At 68.3% G+C, this 16,447-nt stretch carries 9 protein-coding genes and 1 pseudogene; 5 read left to right on the forward strand and 5 right to left on the reverse strand.

Going from position 1 to position 16,447, the window contains the following annotated elements:
* The 5 genes and pseudogenes from ABW16_RS27985 to ABW16_RS10365 form a co-directional block, all read right to left on the reverse strand.
* Positions 1-936: pseudogene (locus tag ABW16_RS27985) on the reverse strand (PGRS repeat-containing protein); the annotation flags it as partial.
* Between the two features lie 52 nt (positions 937-988).
* The gene (locus tag ABW16_RS10350) at positions 989-3,253 is read right to left on the reverse strand and encodes a hypothetical protein (protein ID WP_047319099.1); all 2,265 of its coding nucleotides are present in this window, start codon (positions 3,251-3,253) and stop codon (positions 989-991) included.
* Between the two features lie 35 nt (positions 3,254-3,288).
* Entirely contained in the window at positions 3,289-5,478 is a 2,190-nt protein-coding gene (locus ABW16_RS10355) for an autotransporter outer membrane beta-barrel domain-containing protein (protein WP_047319100.1), read from the reverse strand.
* Between the two features lie 552 nt (positions 5,479-6,030).
* Complete coding sequence (locus ABW16_RS10360; protein WP_082134064.1) at positions 6,031-7,911, reverse strand: fatty acyl-AMP ligase; 1,881 nt, start codon at positions 7,909-7,911, stop codon at positions 6,031-6,033.
* Positions 7,912-7,960: 49 nt separating this feature from the next.
* Positions 7,961-8,509 (reverse strand): hypothetical protein, encoded by a 549-nt coding sequence (locus ABW16_RS10365; RefSeq protein WP_230987298.1) that lies wholly within the window; start codon positions 8,507-8,509, stop codon positions 7,961-7,963.
* Positions 8,510-8,586: 77 nt separating this feature from the next.
* Between ABW16_RS10365 and ABW16_RS10370 the strand changes: the two genes are divergently transcribed.
* From ABW16_RS10370 to ABW16_RS10390, 5 genes are all read left to right on the forward strand, one after another.
* Entirely contained in the window at positions 8,587-9,969 is a 1,383-nt protein-coding gene (locus tag ABW16_RS10370) for an FAD-binding oxidoreductase (protein ID WP_047319102.1), read from the forward strand.
* Positions 9,970-10,734, forward strand: coding sequence for a decaprenylphospho-beta-D-erythro-pentofuranosid-2-ulose 2-reductase (locus ABW16_RS10375; RefSeq protein WP_047319103.1), 765 nt, complete (start codon positions 9,970-9,972; stop codon positions 10,732-10,734).
* Positions 10,735-10,879: 145 nt separating this feature from the next.
* Positions 10,880-12,733: a galactan 5-O-arabinofuranosyltransferase gene (locus ABW16_RS10380; protein WP_167344274.1), complete on the forward strand. Its 1,854-nt coding sequence runs from the start codon at positions 10,880-10,882 to the stop codon at positions 12,731-12,733.
* Positions 12,730-15,939: an arabinosyltransferase domain-containing protein gene (locus tag ABW16_RS10385; RefSeq protein WP_233424744.1), complete on the forward strand. Its 3,210-nt coding sequence runs from the start codon at positions 12,730-12,732 to the stop codon at positions 15,937-15,939. Before ABW16_RS10380 ends, ABW16_RS10385 begins: the two co-directional genes overlap by 4 nt.
* A gap of 135 nt (positions 15,940-16,074) precedes the next feature.
* Positions 16,075-16,398, forward strand: a complete 324-nt coding sequence (locus ABW16_RS10390; RefSeq protein ID WP_047319105.1) for a hypothetical protein — start codon at positions 16,075-16,077, stop codon at positions 16,396-16,398.
* Positions 16,399-16,447: the final 49 nt, after the last annotated feature.

Here is a 16,447-nt window from a genome sequence, read left to right on the forward strand (position 1 = left end):
ACCGCTGCCCACCTCGACGGCGGCGCCGCCTGCCCCGCCGGCCCCGCCGTCGAGGTGGGCAGCGGTACCGTCGCCGCCGGCACCACCGTTGCCGCCGCTACCGCCGTTACCGAAGAAGAACCCGCCGGCGCCACCCGCGCCGCCAGCGCCACCGGCGCCGCCGAACTGCCCGGCCGTACCGTCGGTTCCGTTGCCGCCATTGCCGAAAAGGCCGCCGCCGTTGCCACCCACTCCGGGCGCGCCGTTGATCGGAGCCGGGTCGCCGGCCAAGGCAGCGAACGTGACCATCCCAGGACCGCCGGCCCCGGAATCGCCGGCTCCGGTGTCACCGGCGCTGCCGGCATTGCCACCGTTGCCGAACAACCAGCCGGCGTTGCCGCCGTTGCCGCCGTAGCCGAAGCCGTCGCCCCCGTCCCCCAACAGCAGGCCGGCGTCGCCGCCGTTCGGGTTGTCCGCCGTACCGTCGGCGCCGTCGCCGATCAGGTAGACCCCGAACATGCTGTTGATCGCACCGTTGACCTGCAGGCCCAGCGGGCTGTTGATCCAGTTCTCGATGCTGGTGTGCATCGGCTCGTAGAACAGGGTGTTGAACAGGTCGGAGAACGGGTCACTGGCCGCCGCGGACATCGGGACCAGCGCGGCGTCCCAGCCGCTGTCGAGCTGGGCGAACAGCGGCGACCAGGAGTCGGCGTCGAAGATCGTCTGCCACGACGCCGTGTCGCCCAGGGTGGTGAAGGCGTCGGTCAGGTTCTGGCCGAGCAGGTCGGAGACCCAGTCCAGCTCGTCGGCGTGGGCCGGCGGCGCGGCGGCCAGCGGGCTCATCCCGAAGGCCAGGAACGCTCCCACCGCGCTTCCGGCTCCGGCGATGCGTTTGCGCCGACGCGCCCCGGTGGGGTTCGCCGTCCGCCGTTCTACACCGTCGTGCCTGCCGCCCATTGCTGTTTTCCGCCCTTGTTTCGTGAAGTGTTGGTAAGCCGAAGGATTGAACTCAGAAGCCGAACAGTCCGCCGAGCTGCCCGATGCTGACGGAGATCAGATCGGTGCCGGAGATGCCCATGTTGGAAAGCAGGCTGTCGAGGTCCAGGCCGCCGAGGCCCAAGTCGTCGATCACGTCGTTGACCGTCAGGCCGGCCAGGCCCAGGCTGGCCACCAGCGAGTCGACGGTGACGCTGCCCAGTCCCAGCGAGTTGGCGATGTCGTTCACGGTGACGCCGCCGAGCAGGCGCTGCAGGATCTCGTCCAGGTGGACGCTGTTGAGGTTCAGGTCATCGAGCAGGTCCCCGACCTTGGCGCCGCCCAGCAGGCTCTCCAAGAAGCCGTCCAGGTGAATGTTATTGAGCCCCAAGTCGTTTGCGATCGAGCCCAGTGTCATACCACCCAGCACGTGGTCGATGAGGCCACCGATGTCGACGTTGTTCAGGCCGAGGTTGCCCAGCAGCCCGTTGATCGTGACGTCCAGGCCCAGCCGGTCGATCACCGTGTCGATGTCCAGGTTGTTCAGGCCCCAGGAGCTCAGCATCGACACCACCGAGGTGTTCATCAGCCACGAGAAGCCGTTGTTGAGCAGGCCGCTGAGGGTGACACTGTCCAGCCCCAGGTTGTGCATGACGGTGTCGAAAGGCGTGCTCAGATTCAGGCCGGTGAGGAGCTCGCTGAGCTTCTCACCGCCCACACCGGTCGCCCCCAGCAGCTGGCCGATGGTGATGTCGGACAGCGGAGTACCGGGTGCCACGCCCAGGTTCGGGGCACCGGCACTGTAGAGCCGCTGCAGCGTTTCCAGCAGACTGTTGGGCCCCATCAGACTGTTGAGGGTTTGGTAGCAGGACACGTTGTACAACCCCGGCAGCAGGGGGCAGGTGATGTCCGGGACGGGGATCGCGCCGTCGGCGAGTTCGAGCAACGTCTTGTCGCCCATCCCGGCCTGGGTCAGCAGGTCGGTGAATTTCTGGTCGCCGATCTCGGTGCCTTCGAGCAGGTCACCCAGCGTCATGTTCGACATCTCGGCGCTCTGCAGCAGCTCGGAGAGCGACATGTCATAACCGGCGCCCTGCAGGATCTCGATCACCAGGTCGCCGACGGTCATGCTGCCGGCGCCGCCGCCACCGAACATGCCGCCCAGCAGGCTGTCGATCAGCTCGGCAAGGCTCTGGTCGCCGAAACCGGAGGCGTCCAGCGCCGGGTTGATGATGCTGCCGAGCGTCATGTCCGCACCGCCGAACTGACTGAGCAGGTCGGTGATGGTCGCGTCGCCGCCCACCGTGGTGTGCACGAGGTCCTTGAGCGCGTCGCCCAGGGTCAGGTCGCCGACACCGAGTTGGCCGAGCAGGCCGGTGATGCTGGTGTCGGTCATCCCGGCGGCGTGCAGCAGTCCGGTCGCGAGCTCGCCCACCGACTGGTCGCCGAGGCCGAACTGGTCGAGCAGGCCGGCCAGGGTCGGGTTGCCGATGCCGGCCTGGCCGAGCAGGCCGGTCAGCACCTCGGCGATCGACTTGTCACCCAGACCCACCTGGTCGGCCAGGCCGGAGATCGTCGGGTTTCCGATGCCCATCACGTCGAGCAGGTTGGCCGCCAAGTCCGCGATCGGCTGGTCGCCGATCCCGAATTCGGACAGCAGCGCGGTGACGCTCAGGTGGCCGAAGCCCAGGCTGTCGAGCAGACCGGTCAGCAGACTCTCCACCGACTGGTCTCCGATGCCGAACTGGCCCAGCACGTCGGCCAGAGTCGTGTTTCCGACACCGGCCAGGTCCACCAGCTGGCCCAGTTGCATGTCGATGGTCGCGGTGTGCGGTGCGACGAACAGCCCGTTGAACAGCGGGATGTTCATTCCCGCCACGTCGATGCCGGCCGTGCCGAAGAGGAAGGCGTTGATCAGCGTGCCCGGAGCGTTGAGCAGGATCATGAACGCGTTGGCCGGGTCGGTGGCGAGCTGATCCATGATGTCGTTCCACGCGTTGTTCAGCGTGATGAACGGGCCGATCATCGCCAGCAGGTTGTGCAGCGTCGAACCCAGCTCAATGTTGATCTGTGCGGGCAGCGGTACCGCGTTGACGGTGATCGTCGGCAGCAGTCCCCAGCTGGTCAGCAGGCCGGTGACGTCGTTCGCCGGGTCGGCGGTCAGGGTCACCGAGTGCTGCTGCGCAGCAAAGGACGTCGGAGTGACCGGCAGCGGTGCCACCGACGGAACGACGGCGATCAAACCGGCGCCGACGACGGCGATCCCGGGTGTGAGGTAGGGACGAAGGGTCTGCAGCATCAGGTTCTCCGAGTCGATTCGGTGGATGGGGGCGGTTACACGCCGCCGAACAGCGAGGCGAAGAATCCGCCGAAATCGCCGAGATGGGTGTTGATCAGCACCATGTCCGACAGCCCGAACTGGTCGAGCAGGTCGTTGAGGGTGTCGCTGCCCAGGCCCATGTTGGTGAGCATCGAGTTCAATGTCCCGTCGCCGAACAGGTCGCCGAGCAGCTCGTTCAGTTCGGTGGTGGCCAAATCGAAGCCGCTGAGCAGATCGGCGATGGTCTGTCCGCCCAAGAAGCCGCCGACCAGCTCGTCGAGGTCGGTGGTGGCGAATCCCAGGCCGCCCAGCACCGAGCCCAGCGTCATGTCGCCCAGCAGGCTGTGCAGCAGCGCGTCGAGGTGGGTGTTGCCCAGGTCGGTGCTGCCGAGCAGCGAGCCCAGGGTCTGGCCGCTGAAGATGCCGTCGAGCAGGTCACCCAGGTGCTGGTTGCCGATGCCCGCGTCGTCGAGCAGCTGACCCAGGGTGCCGGTGCCCAGCAGGTTGCCGAGCATCTCGTCGAGGGTGGTGTCGTTCAGCCCCAGGTCGGTGAGCAGCTGACCCAGGCTGGTGTGGTCCAGGCCGAAGCTGGCGACCAGCTCGTCCAGCGTCTGGGTGTTCATGCCCATACCGGTGAGCACCGAGCTCAGGGTCATCGAGAGGTTGGCTTCCAGCAGCTCGCTGAGCTTCTGGTCGGCCATCGGCCCGAGCAGCTGGGCGATGGTCTGGTCGCTCATGCCCTGGTCCGCCAGGATGCTGTTGATCGTGGTGGCGTTGAGCCCGCCGATCATGCCCTGGCCGCCGATCTTGTCGGCCACGGTCTCGCCGCCGGTGGCCCAGATCAGGTTGTTCAGGGTCAGGCCGCCGAAGCCGAGGTTGGTGAAGACGGTGCCCAGCGAGACGTTGCCCAGGTGCATCGCGTCGACGATGTTCTGCATGGTCAGACCGCTCAGGCCGGCGGCGTTCACCAGATCGCCGACGGTGGCGTCGCCCAGGCCGGCGCCGCCGAGGAAGTCGACGGCCAGCGACCCCACGCTGACGTCGCCCAGGCCCATCGCGTCGATCAGGTCCAGCGGGGTCCGCTGACCCAGGTCCAGCGCGTCGAGCACCTTGGGCAGGATGTCGCCGACGGTCAGGTCGGCCAGGCCCAGCGAGTCGAGCAGGTCCACCGGGGTCCGCTGCCCCAGGCCGAGCCCGTCAAGCAGGCTGGTGGCCAGGCCGGAGACGGGCTGGTCGGCGAAGCCGAGCTGGTCGAGCAGGCCGGTGACCGTCGGGTTGCCGATGCCGGCCGCGTCGAGCACCGCCAGCAGTGCGCCCGAGACCGACTGATCGGCCAGGCCGACGTTGCCCAGCAGGTCACCCAGCGTCGGGTTGCCGATGCCGATCGCGTCGAGCAGTTTGGTGCCCAGGTCGGCCACCGACTCGTCGCTGAGGCCGATGTTGCCCAGGATGTCGATCAGGTTCTTCTGCCCCAGGCCCATCGCGTCGAGCAGTCCGGTGGCGAGCTGCGCGGCGGACTGCGGCCCGATACCGATCGCGTTGATCAGGTCCAGCGGGGTCTGGTCACCCAGACCCACCCCGTCGAGCAGGCTGGTCACCATCGACCCGATCGGCAGGTCGCCGATCCCGATTCCGGACAGGATCGTGGTCAGGCTCTTGTCGCCGAGGTTGACGGTGTCCAGAACCTGGCCGAGGGTGATGTTGAGGTCGAAGGGCTGGGCACCGACCAGCAAGCCGTTGAACGCCGGGACGGTGATGCCGAACAGGTCGATGGTGTTGGTGCCGTTGAGCCAGGCGTTGAGCAGGGTGGCCGGCGCGTTGAACAGGATGCTCAGCGTGTTGGCCGGGTCGATGGCGATCGCGGCCCAGATCTCGTTCCACGCGTTGGTGACCGTCACGAACGGTGCGACCGACGACAGCAGCAGCCCGAGCTCGGACGGCAGCATCCCGGAGTCCACCTGCTGGCCCAGGTTGGCGAGGTTGGCGGCCGTGTTGCTGAACAGCTGATCCCAGGTGACCAGGACGTCGGAGGTGTTGGCCACCAAGCGCAGGTTGGACGGTTGCTGGACCGGCGCCAGATCCGGTCGCGGCGCCGGCGAGGTATGCAGGCTCACCTGCGGGATGGGCACAGCAGTGACGCTGACGAGACCGGCACCCACCAGGGCGACGCCCGTCGTGGCGTAGGGACGAAGTAACTGCTGCATCGGAAATTTCTTCCATCTCGGAGGATCAAACGTTCGCGACAGTACATGAGCATCGTCACATTTCAAATAGGGATTTCTCAGGGTCACAGGCGATTTTTTCAGGCCTCAAAAGACAACGTTTGTAGTCAAAATTCCGACAACACACGTAGTCACTAAAGTGACAACATGCGTGGTCAGGCCAGGTACAGACCCGCGGTACCGCCTAAACTTCCGGAGAATTCCAATTTTGTCGCCCCCATTAACATCTTTTAAGCGACGCGATTAACAACTTTTTGATCCACCATATGCTGATAAATCACTTAGGGATCACATATCGCGACTGGCGGCCGTGGTGGACGACCGTCCACCGACTGGTTACCGTGCGTTCCGCCTCGCCGGGCGCATTCCGGCGGCCGCGGACGGGTCGCGAGAGCGTCTTAGCTCGCCCGCCGACGCCTTGGTGCGGCCACCGCCGCGCCGCGGGCGGCACCGGCGAGATCCGGGTTTGCTGGACGCCGTAACCGCAACACCCGCGCGGTCTTGATGTGCGACACGCCGACGGCGCGTCGGTGGCTAGTCCGATTCGCGCCGCTGGCGCGCCAGCCCGCCTACGAACCGGGCCAGGCCGAGCGCCATCCGCTGTTTGGCGGCCGTTCCCGGGTCGGGGGCCGGGCTCGATGCGTTCCACTGGGCGACGGCCAACAACTCGCCCGCGCTGAATTTCTCCCGGCACGCGGCCCGCTGGATCTTGCCGCTGGACGTGGTGGGAATGCTCATCGGCTTGACCAGGAGCACGTCGTGCACCTCGGTCCGGTGGTGGCGCCGGACCGCGTCGCGGATCGCGGCCAGCACACCGTCGGTGTCGGTATCGGTCGACCGGTGTCGCTGCACCTCTTGGACCACCACAAGTCGTTCGCAGGCAAAGGGGTCCCCGGGCTCGCCGGTGATCGCGAACACCGCGCCGCGCCCGGCCAGCAACGCCGGGTCGCAGCCCTGCACGGTGCGCTCGATGTCGTTGGGATAGTGCACGACGTCGCCCAGCACGACCAGGTCTTTACAGCGACCGGTGACGAACAGTTCACCGTCATGCAGGAAGCCGCGGTCCCCGGTGCGCAGGAACGGGCCCTCTCCGGTGTCGGACAGGTGCGCGGCGAAGGTCTGCTCGGTCTCCGCACTGCGCCGCCAATATCCTTGTCCCACACTGGGTCCGGAGACCCAGATCTCCCCGACTCCGTCGGCGTCGCACTCGACTCGGGTTTCCGGGTCGACGATGATGACCCGCTGGCCGCCCCGCGGCCGCCCGCATCCCACCACCGCGGCCGCGAACGGATCATCCGGCGCGGCTTCGGCGACCCGGTCCTCGCCGAGTGCGCCGCGATCGACGTGCACGGTCACCGGCGACCCCTGCGCCCCAGCATCCGACCCACCCGACACCCCCAGCGTCGCCTCCGCCAGGCCGTACACCGGCAGAAACACCTCGGGGGCGAACCCGGCCGGCGCGAACGCCTCGGAGAAGGCCCGCAGCGATTCGGGATTCACCGGTTCGCCGCCGTTGAGGGCGACCTGCCAGTTGGACAGGTCGAGCGCTGCGCGCTCCTGCGGCGTGCTGCGCTTGACACACCAGTCATAGGCGAAATTGGGTGCCCCGGAGATGACGGCTCCGTGCCGCGACATCGCTTCCAGCCATCGCATGGGGCGCATCAGGAAGGCACCCGGCGACATCACCACCGTTGTCGTCCCGACATACAGCGTCATCAGCACACCCCCGATGAGGCCCAGGTCGTGGTACTGCGGCAGCCAGGTCACCGAACCCACCGGGCGGTGGAACACCGGGTTGTCCGGCGCGGGGTCCCAGGTCTGGCGAACGGTCTCCAGGTTGTGCAGGAAGTTGCCGTGGGTCAGCACCACGCCCTTGGGTGCCTTCGTAGTCCCCGAGGTGTATTGAATTGCCGCGACGGTCGCCGCGGTCACCGGCGGCAGCGCCCAGCGGTCGGCGGCGGCCTCATCGCCGCTCAGTTCTTCGGTGGCGAACCACTGCAGCGGCGCCAAGCCCGCGGCCTCGGCGGCGCGGTCCGCCGCAGCCCGGATCCCGTCTTGGGTCTTCGCGGTGGCCAAAGCGATCTCGGCGCGCGCATCGGGCACGACTGCCGCGATCCGCGCCGAGGTCCACTGCGCGTCCACCGGTATCGCGACGGCGCGGGCATACAGGCAACCGAAGAAACCGACGATGCTGTCCAGTCCCGGGCGGCAGAAGATCAACACCCGCTGGCCTGCTGCGCCGTGCTGCTGCAGGCCGGCGGCGACTGCCCGGGCCCGACGATCCAGCTCGCGATAGGTCAGCCGGTCGTGTTCCTCGTCGCCGTCGGGGCAGAAGAGGAACGCGACCTTGTCGCCATGGCGGTCAGCCTGCTGCTGCAGCAGGTCCACCAACGTAAATGCGCTGGGCTCTGTCATCGACATCGCCCAGCGCACCTACAGATCGAACGGAATTACTGCTGCTGAATTACTGCTGCTGGCAGAGGTTGTCCAGGACGTCGATCTGACCGCGCAGCTGGTCGCGCAGCGGCTGCTGGACGGCGTCCTCGGGCGAGTGCCCAGCCAGGTAGTTGATGCTCAGCGCCTCGAGTGTGTCGGCCATGTCGCCAACGGCCTTCGCCAGGTCAGCCGGGGTGCCCGGGTTGGCCTCGAGGTTCTGGTGCAGGAAGGCGCCGCCGGCGAACAGCGAAAGCCGCGCGTTGGTGCCGACCGCCAGGTCACCGGCCAAGTCACCCGGAACCGGGTTCTGCAGGTTGGTGTTGAACTGGGTGCCCTGACGCACGACGCTCTGCGCCTCGCAGATCTTGCCCTTGGCTTCGGCGCGCTGGTCGTCGGAGAATTTCTGGCTCGTCGACGGGTGGAACCAACCGAAGATGGCCAGAACGATGCCGATCACGGCCAACGCCAACGCGGCGATCGTGGGCACCGACAACGCCGACGCGGAGGTGGAAGATTGCGGAAAACCCGCGGTCTTGGGCTTGGCAGAGGAGGATTCGCTAGCAGAAGTCTCAGGCATTGCGCGATCGTAGCGGGACAGGTCGCAATAGTCACGCTGAATCGGGATCCGGCGCGTTGGCGGTACCCTCATGTGCGATGTTGAGCACCGAGTTGCAGACCACGCCGCGCCGGCTCACCGGCTGGGGCCGCACCGCGCCGAGCGTGGCGCAGGTGTTGTCGACCCCCGACGTCGAAGTCATCGCCAAAGCGGTGGCGCGGGCGGCCGACGACGGAAACCGCGGCGTGATCGCCCGCGGCCTGGGTCGCTCTTACGGCGACAACGCCCAGAACGGCGGCGGTCTGGTGGTCGATATGACCGCGTGCAACCGGATCCACTCGATCTCCTCCGACCGCGGTGTGGTCGACGTCGACGGCGGCGTGAGCCTGGACCAGCTGATGAAGGCGGCATTGCCCTTCGGGTTGTGGGTGCCGGTGCTGCCCGGGACGCGCCAGGTCACGATCGGTGGGGCGATCGCCTGCGACATCCACGGCAAGAACCACCACAGCGAGGGCAGCTTCGGCAACCACGTGGTGTCGATGGAGTTGTTGACCGCCGACGGTTCGGTGCGGCACCTGACGCCCGACGGCAGCGAATCGGAGCTGTTCTGGGCCACCGTCGGCGGCAACGGTCTGACCGGGATCATCCTGCGCGCCACCATCGCCATGACGCCGACCGAGACGGCGTACTTCATCAACGACGGCGACAACACCACCACTCTTGATGAGACCATCGCCTTCCACAGCGACGGCAGCGAAGCCGACTACACCTATTCCAGTGCGTGGTTCGACGCGATCAGCCCGCAGCCGAAGCTGGGCCGCGCCACCATCACCCGCGGGCGGCTGGCCCTGCGCGACGAGCTGCCCAAGAAGCTGGCCCGCAACCCGCTGAAGTTCGACGCACCGCAGTTGATGACGGTGCCCGACATCTTCCCCAACGGGTTGATGAACAAGTTGAGCCTGAGCGCCATCGGCGAGCTGTACTACCGTCGCGGCGGCCACTATCGCGGCAAGGTGCAGAACCTGACGCAGTTCTATCACCCGCTGGACCTGCTGGGTGAGTGGAACCGCGGCTACGGTCCGGCCGGCTTCGCGCAGTACCAGTTCCTGGTGCCCACCGAGGCCGTCGAGGAGTTCAAGAGCATCATCATCGACATCCAGGCCAGCGGGCACTACTCGGCGCTGAACGTGTTCAAGCTGTTCGGGCCGGGAAACGAAGCACCACTGAGCTTCCCAATGCCCGGCTGGAACGTGTGCCTGGACTTCCCGATGAAACCCGGCGTCAACGAGCTGCTCAACTCCCTCGACCGCCGCGTGCTGGAGTTCGGCGGCCGGCTCTACACCGCCAAGGACTCCCGCACCACCGCGGAGAACTTCCACGCCATGTACCCGCGGATCGACGAATGGATCGCGGTGCGCCGCAAGGTGGATCCCGACGGGATCTTCGCCTCCGATATGGCCCGACGTTTGGAGCTTCTGTAGATGGTGTTTGACGCGACCGGAAATCCCCAGTCGATTCTGCTGCTGGGCGGTACTTCCGAGATCGGCCTGGCGATCTGTGCGCGCTACCTGCGCAACGCCTCGGCCAGCGTGGTGCTGGCCTGCCTGCCCGGTGACCCCGGCCGGGACGGCGCCGTGGCCGCGATGGAGGCGGCCGGCGCCAAGTCGGTGCGGATCGTCGACTTCGACGCGCTGGACACCGCAAGCCACCCGGCGATGATCGACTCCGCGTTCAGCGCCGGCGATATAGATGTGGCGATCGTGGCGTTCGGCATGGACGCCGACGCCGAGGAGCTCTGGCACAACCAGGTCAAGGCCGTGCAGGTCGCCGAGATCAACTACACCGCAGCGGTTTCGGTGGGCGTGTTGCTCGCGGGAAAGATGGGCGCCCAGGGTTTCGGGCAGATCATCGCGATGAGCTCGGTGGCCGGCGAGCGGGTGCGCCGCACCAACTTCGTCTACGGCTCCACCAAAGCCGGGCTGGACGGCTTCTACCTCGGCCTGGGCGAGGCGCTCCGCGAGGACGGGGTGCGGGTGCTGGTGATCCGGCCCGGCCAAGTGCGCACCCGGTTCTCCGCGCACGTCAAAGAGGCGCCGTTGACCGTCGACAAGGAAGACGTCGCCGAACTGGCGGTGGCCGCAGCCGCCAAGGGCAAAGAGATCGTCTGGGCGCCAGGGGCGTTCCGCTACGTCATGATGGTGCTTCGGCACGTCCCGCGGGCGATCTTCCGCCGGTTGCCGATCTAGCCGATGAGTCGCGCCGGTCTCGTGCGTCACACACGTCACGCGGGGGAAGGTTGCGGTGAGTTGCCCACCTTTGCGCGACAACGGTTGTCGCTCAGAGGCGGGCAATCGCCATATATCTCTCGCCGGGTGACAGTTGGGGCTGGTGATGACCGTGCGTAACGCGCTGAACACAGCGGCTCAGATGATCCTGGCCGGCGTCATCGCCGGCGTCGTCGCGGTGGTCGCGCTGCTGGCGATCGCCCGGGTCCAGTGGCCCGCGTATCCGTCGTCGAACCAACTGCATGCGCTGACCACCGTCGGGCAGGTCGGCTGCCTGGCCGGGTTGGCCGTCGCCGGGTGGGCCTGGCGGCGGGGCCGTCGTGCCTTGGGCTGGCTGGCCGGCGTGGTGTTCACCAGCGCGTTCTCGGTGGTGACGCTGGCGATGCCGCTCGGGGCCACCAAGCTCTACCTGTTCGGCATCTCGGTGGACCAGCAGTTCCGCACCGAGTACCTGACCCGGCTGACCGACAGCCCGCGCCTTGCCGACATGACCTATCTCGGGCTGCCGCCGTACTACCCGCCGGGCTGGTTCTGGCTCGGCGGGCGGGCCGCGGCCTGGACCGGGCTGCCGGCCTGGGAGATGTACAAGCCGTGGGCGATCACCTCGATCGCCGTGGCCGTCGCGGTCGCGCTGGTGCTGTGGAACAAGATGATCCGCTTCGAATACGCGCTGCTGGTCACCCTCGCCGGCGCTGCGGTGACGCTGGCCTACAGCTCCCCGGAGCCCTACGCGGCGATGATCACCGTGCTGCTGCCCCCGGTGCTGATCCTGACCTGGTCGGGCCTGCGCGCCGGCCAACGCGGCGGCGGCTGGGGCGCGACCGTGGGCGCCGGGATGTTTCTCGGATTCGCGGCAACCTTCTACACCCTGCTGGTCGCCTACACGGCATTCACCGTGGTCCTGATGGCGCTACTGCTGGCGGCCATCCGGCGGCGTTTCGACCCGCTGGCTCGGCTGGCAGTGATCGGCCTGATCGCCGCGGCCATCGCGTCGATCACCTGGACGCCCTACCTGCGCCAGGCGCTGTACCACCCGGCTGGCGAGACCCGCAGCGCCTTCCACTACCTGCCCGGTGACGGCGCCGAGCTGAGCTTCCCGATGCTGCAGTTCACGCTGCTCGGGGCGCTGTGCCTGCTGGGCACGCTGTGGTTGGTGGTCCGGGCCACCAAGTCGACCCGGGCGGGTGCGCTGGCCATCGGCGTCGTCGGCGTCTACCTGTGGTCGATCCTGTCCATGGTGTCGACCCTGGCCCTCACCACGCTGCTCAGCTTCCGGCTGCAGCCGACGCTGACGGTGCTGCTGGCCACGGCCGGGGTGTTCGGCTTCGTGGAGGGCGCCCAGGCGCTCGGCCGGGCCGCGCAGGGCTGGCACACCATCGTGTACCCGGCCGCGACCGCGGTGGGACTGGCCGGGGCGCTCGCGTTCAGTCAGGACATTCCCGAGGTGCTGCGGCCCGACATCACCGTCGCCTACACCGACACCGACGGCCACGGCGACCGCGGCGACCGGCGCGCACCGGGCGCGGCGAAGTACTACGAGGCCGTCGACGCCGCTATCACGCAAGCCACCGGCAAGCCGCGCGACGAGACCGTCGTGCTCACCGCCGACTACAGCTTCCTGTCCTACTACCCTTATTGGGGCTTTCAAGGGCTGACGCCGCACTACGCCAACCCGCTGGCGCAGTTCTCCGCGCGCGCCGCCGCGATCGAGGCCTGGTCCAAGCTCGAGACCTCCGAGCAGTTCACCCGCGCGCTCGACGACTTGGCGTGGCCGGCGCCGACGGTGTTTCTGATGCGGTCCGGCGCCGGTGACACCTACACGTTGCGGCTGGCCAAGGACGTCTACCCCAACCATCCCAACGTGCGGCGCTACACCGTGGAGCTCGACGCGGCCCTGTTCGCCGGGCCGGCGTTCCACGTGCAGAAGATCGGCCCGTTTGTGCTTGCCATCCGCACCTGACGGACGCCGTCGAGGACACCGATAGCATCTGGTCCGTGACCGATACGCGCGCCGACTACCGGATCGCTCGGGCTGTCGCCGTCGTCGCCGGTGTGCTGGGCACCCTGCTGGCGATCCTGACCCCGTTGTTGCCGGTCAAACAGACCACCGCCGAACTCAACTGGCCGCAGAACGGTACGTGGGCCAGTGTGCAGGCACCGCTGATCGGCTACGTCGCCACCGATCTCGACATCAGCGTGCCGTGTCAGGCCGCGGCCGGGCTCACCCCGGCCAGGTCGGTGCTGCTGTCCACGGTGCCCAAGCAGGCGCCCAAGGCCGTCGACCGCGGGTTACTCATCGAACTCGTCAACGACGACCTGGTTCTGGTGGTGCGCAACGTGCCGGTGGTGGTGGCGCCGCTGACCCAGGTGTTGAGCCCGGCCTGCCAGAAGCTGACCTTCACCGCGCACGCCGACCGGGTCACCGCCGAGTTCGTCGGCCTCAAATACGGGCCCAACGCCGAAAAGCCCGGCTCGCCGTTGACCGGGACCCGCAGCGGCTATGACTTCCGGCCGCAGATCGTCGGTGTCTACACCGACCTGGCCGGCCCGGCGCCCGCCGGACTGGATTTCACCGCCACCGTCGACACCCGCTTCTCCAGCGCGCCCACCCCGCTCAAGCTGGCCGCGATGATCCTCGGGGTGGCGCTGACGATCGCCGCGCTGATCGCCCTGCACATCCTGGACACCGCCGACGGCACCCGGCACCGGCGCTTCCTGCCGGCCCGCTGGTGGTCGGCTTCGCCGCTGGACGCGCTGGTCACGTTCGTCCTGATCTGGTGGCATTTCGTCGGCGCCAACACCTCCGACGACGGCTACATCCTGACCATGGCCCGGATCTCCGAACATGCCGGCTACATGGCCAACTTCTACCGCTGGTTCGGTACCCCGGAGGCTCCGTTCGGCTGGTACTACGACCTGCTGGCGGTGTGGGCGCACGTCTCCACCACCAGCATCTGGATGCGACTGCCCACCCTCGGCATGGCGCTGGCCTGCTGGTGGCTGATCAGCCGCGAGGTGATCCCCCGGCTGGGCCACGCCGTCAAACACAGCCGGGCCGCCGCCTGGACCGCGGCCGGCATGTTCCTGGCGTTCTGGCTGCCACTGAACAACGGTCTGCGCCCCGAGCCGATCATCGCGCTCGGCATCCTGGCGACCTGGTGCTCGGTGGAGCGGGCGGTGGCCACCAGCCGGCTGCTGCCGCTGGCGATCGCCTGCATCATCGGCGCGATGACGTTGTTCTCCGGTCCGACCGGGATCGCGTCGATCGGTGCGCTACTGGTGGCGATCGGCCCGCTGCGCACCATCCTGCACCGGCGCTCCAAGCAGTTCGGGCTGGCGCCGCTGCTGGCGCCGATCGCGGCGGCGGTCAGCATCACCACGATCGTGATCTTCCGGGACCAGACCCTGGCCGGTGAGATCGAGGCCAGCACGCTGAAGTCCGCGGTCGGGCCCAGCCTGGCCTGGTTCGAGGAGCACGTCCGCTACGAGCGGCTTTTCCTGGCCACCCCCGACGGCTCGGTGGCGCGCCGGTTCCCGGTGCTGGCACTGGGCGTCGCGCTGGCGGTGTCGGTGGCGATGGCGTTGCGCAAGGGCCGGATTCCCGGCACCGCGGCCGGACCGAGCCGGCGCATCATCGGGATCACCATCATCTCGTTCATCGCGATGATGTTCACGCCCACCAAGTGGACGCACCACTTCGGTGTGTTCGCCGGCCTGGCCGGGTCACTGGGTGCGCTGGCCGCCGTCGCGGTGAGCGCCGCGGCCATGCACTCAAGGCGCAACCGGACGCTGTTCACCGCGGTGGTGCTGTTCATCACCGCGCTGTCGTTCGCCAGCGTCAACGGCTGGTGGTATGTCTCCAACTTCGGGGTGCCGTGGTCGAACGCCTTCCCCAAGTGGCATCTGGCGTTCGCCACCATGGGCGTGGCGCTGACGGTCTTGGCGGCGCTGGTGGCGGCCTGGTTCCACTTCGCCAACGGCGCCGAGCGGACACCGCGCTGGACGGCACTGTCCGGCTACCCGCTGGCCATCGCGTCCTGGGTGCTGATCGTGTTCGAGGTGGTGTCGCTGACCGCGTCGATGCTCGGCCAATACCCGGCCTGGACGGTGGGCCGCTCCAACCTGGGCGCGCTGACTGGCAAGACATGTGGACTGGCCGACGACGTACTCGTCGAGCAGGACCCCAACGCCGGACTGCTCGAGCCGGTCGACACCCCGGTTGCCGACGCCTTGGGCGCGACGTTCTCGGTCGGGTTCGCGCCCAACGGGATCCCCGCCGACGTCACCGCCGACCAGCTGATCGGTCCGCCCGGGTTGGGCCGGTTGGCCGACGACGACGCACAGGTCGCCGGCGGCGAGGCCGGCACCGAGGGCGGCGTCACGTCCGGCGAGGGGATCAACGGCTCGCGGGCCCGGCTGCCCTACAAGCTGGACCCGGCCCGGGTCCCGGTGCTGGGTAGCTGGCGCCCAGGCATTCAGGTGCCCGCGCTGCTGCGTTCGGCCTGGTATCGGCTGCCCGCCGACCGGGCCAACGCCGGGCCGCTGCTGGTGGTGACGGCCGCGGGCCGCTTCGACCGCGGCGAGGTCACCGCACAGTGGGCCACCGAGTCCGGCGCGGGCGGCACCGTGGAATTCGGTGACATCGGCGCGGTCCCGGCATGGCGCAACCTGCGCGCACCGATGTCGGCGATCCCGGCCGAGGCCACCCGCATCCGGCTGGTGGTACGCGACGACGACCTGGCCCCGCAACACTGGATCGCGGTGACGCCGCCGCGCGTCCCGCAGCTGCGCACCCTGCAGGAAGTGGTGGGCTCGTCGGACCCGGTGCTGCTGGACTGGCTGGTCGGCCTGGCGTTCCCCTGCCAGCGCCCGTTCGGTCACCAGAACGGGGTGACCGAGGTGCCGAAGTGGCGGATCCTGCCGGACCGGTTCGGCGCCGAGGCGAACTCCCCGGTGATGGACAACAACGGTGGCGGACCGTTGGGCATCACGGAGCTGCTGGTGCGCGCGACAACGGTGCCCAGTTATCTGAACCACGACTGGTTCCGGGACTGGGGCGCCCTGCAGCAGTTGACGCCGTACTATCCCGCGGCCACGCCTGCGCATCTGGATCTGGGGACCGCTGTGCGCTCCGGGCTGTGGAGCCCGGCACCGCTGCGGCACTGATCTGCGTCACCGGTCTCACTCTTCCGTCACGCGCCTCACTCGCCCCATCCGTCACCGGACCCGAGGTGTGTGGGAGTTGCCCGCCTTTGCGCGACAACGGCCACCGTGTCGGACCGCGGTGCCAGGGTTCGCCACATGACGAACCGGAAGCCGCTGCGCGGGATCGAGCTGCGTTACGTACTGACCCACTACCTGCAGCATCACGGAACGTGCAGCATCGGCGAACTGGCCGCGGAGCTGGACTCCCGGGGCTTCGCTGTCGCGGGCCGGCCGTCGAAGGCGATCTCGGACGCCCTGCGCTGGGAACGCGGACGCGGCCGGGTGTTCCGACGCGGCCGGGGCCGCTACGGGCCCGCCTCGATGCCACGCAGCACCGAGCACCGAATTCACCAGCGGGTGATGGCGCTGCGGGCCGAGGCGGCGCATGACGCACATGACCCCCGCCGCAACCCGACATAACGTGGGTTGTCGCTCAAAGCCGGGCAACTCTGTCGTATGGTCCGCCGCG

The sequence above is a fragment of the Mycolicibacter heraklionensis genome (assembly GCF_001021505.1).
Taxonomy (GTDB): Bacteria; Actinomycetota; Actinomycetes; order Mycobacteriales; family Mycobacteriaceae; genus Mycobacterium; species Mycobacterium heraklionense.

Excerpts from the sequence above, each read along its gene's own strand:
- ABW16_RS10370 (WP_047319102.1), top strand. The coding sequence starts at position 8,587 with ATGTTGAGCACCGAGTTGCAGACCACGCCGCGCCGGCTCACCGGCTGG.
- ABW16_RS10390 (WP_047319105.1), top strand. The coding sequence starts at position 16,075 with ATGACGAACCGGAAGCCGCTGCGCGGGATCGAGCTGCGTTACGTACTG.
- ABW16_RS10375 (WP_047319103.1), top strand. The coding sequence starts at position 9,970 with ATGGTGTTTGACGCGACCGGAAATCCCCAGTCGATTCTGCTGCTGGGC.
- ABW16_RS10365 (WP_230987298.1), bottom strand. The coding sequence starts at position 8,509 with ATGCCTGAGACTTCTGCTAGCGAATCCTCCTCTGCCAAGCCCAAGACC.
- ABW16_RS10360 (WP_082134064.1), bottom strand. The coding sequence starts at position 7,911 with ATGACAGAGCCCAGCGCATTTACGTTGGTGGACCTGCTGCAGCAGCAG.
- ABW16_RS10380 (WP_167344274.1), top strand. The coding sequence starts at position 10,880 with ATGACCGTGCGTAACGCGCTGAACACAGCGGCTCAGATGATCCTGGCC.
- ABW16_RS10355 (WP_047319100.1), bottom strand. The coding sequence starts at position 5,478 with ATGCAGCAGTTACTTCGTCCCTACGCCACGACGGGCGTCGCCCTGGTG.
- ABW16_RS10350 (WP_047319099.1), bottom strand. The coding sequence starts at position 3,253 with ATGCTGCAGACCCTTCGTCCCTACCTCACACCCGGGATCGCCGTCGTC.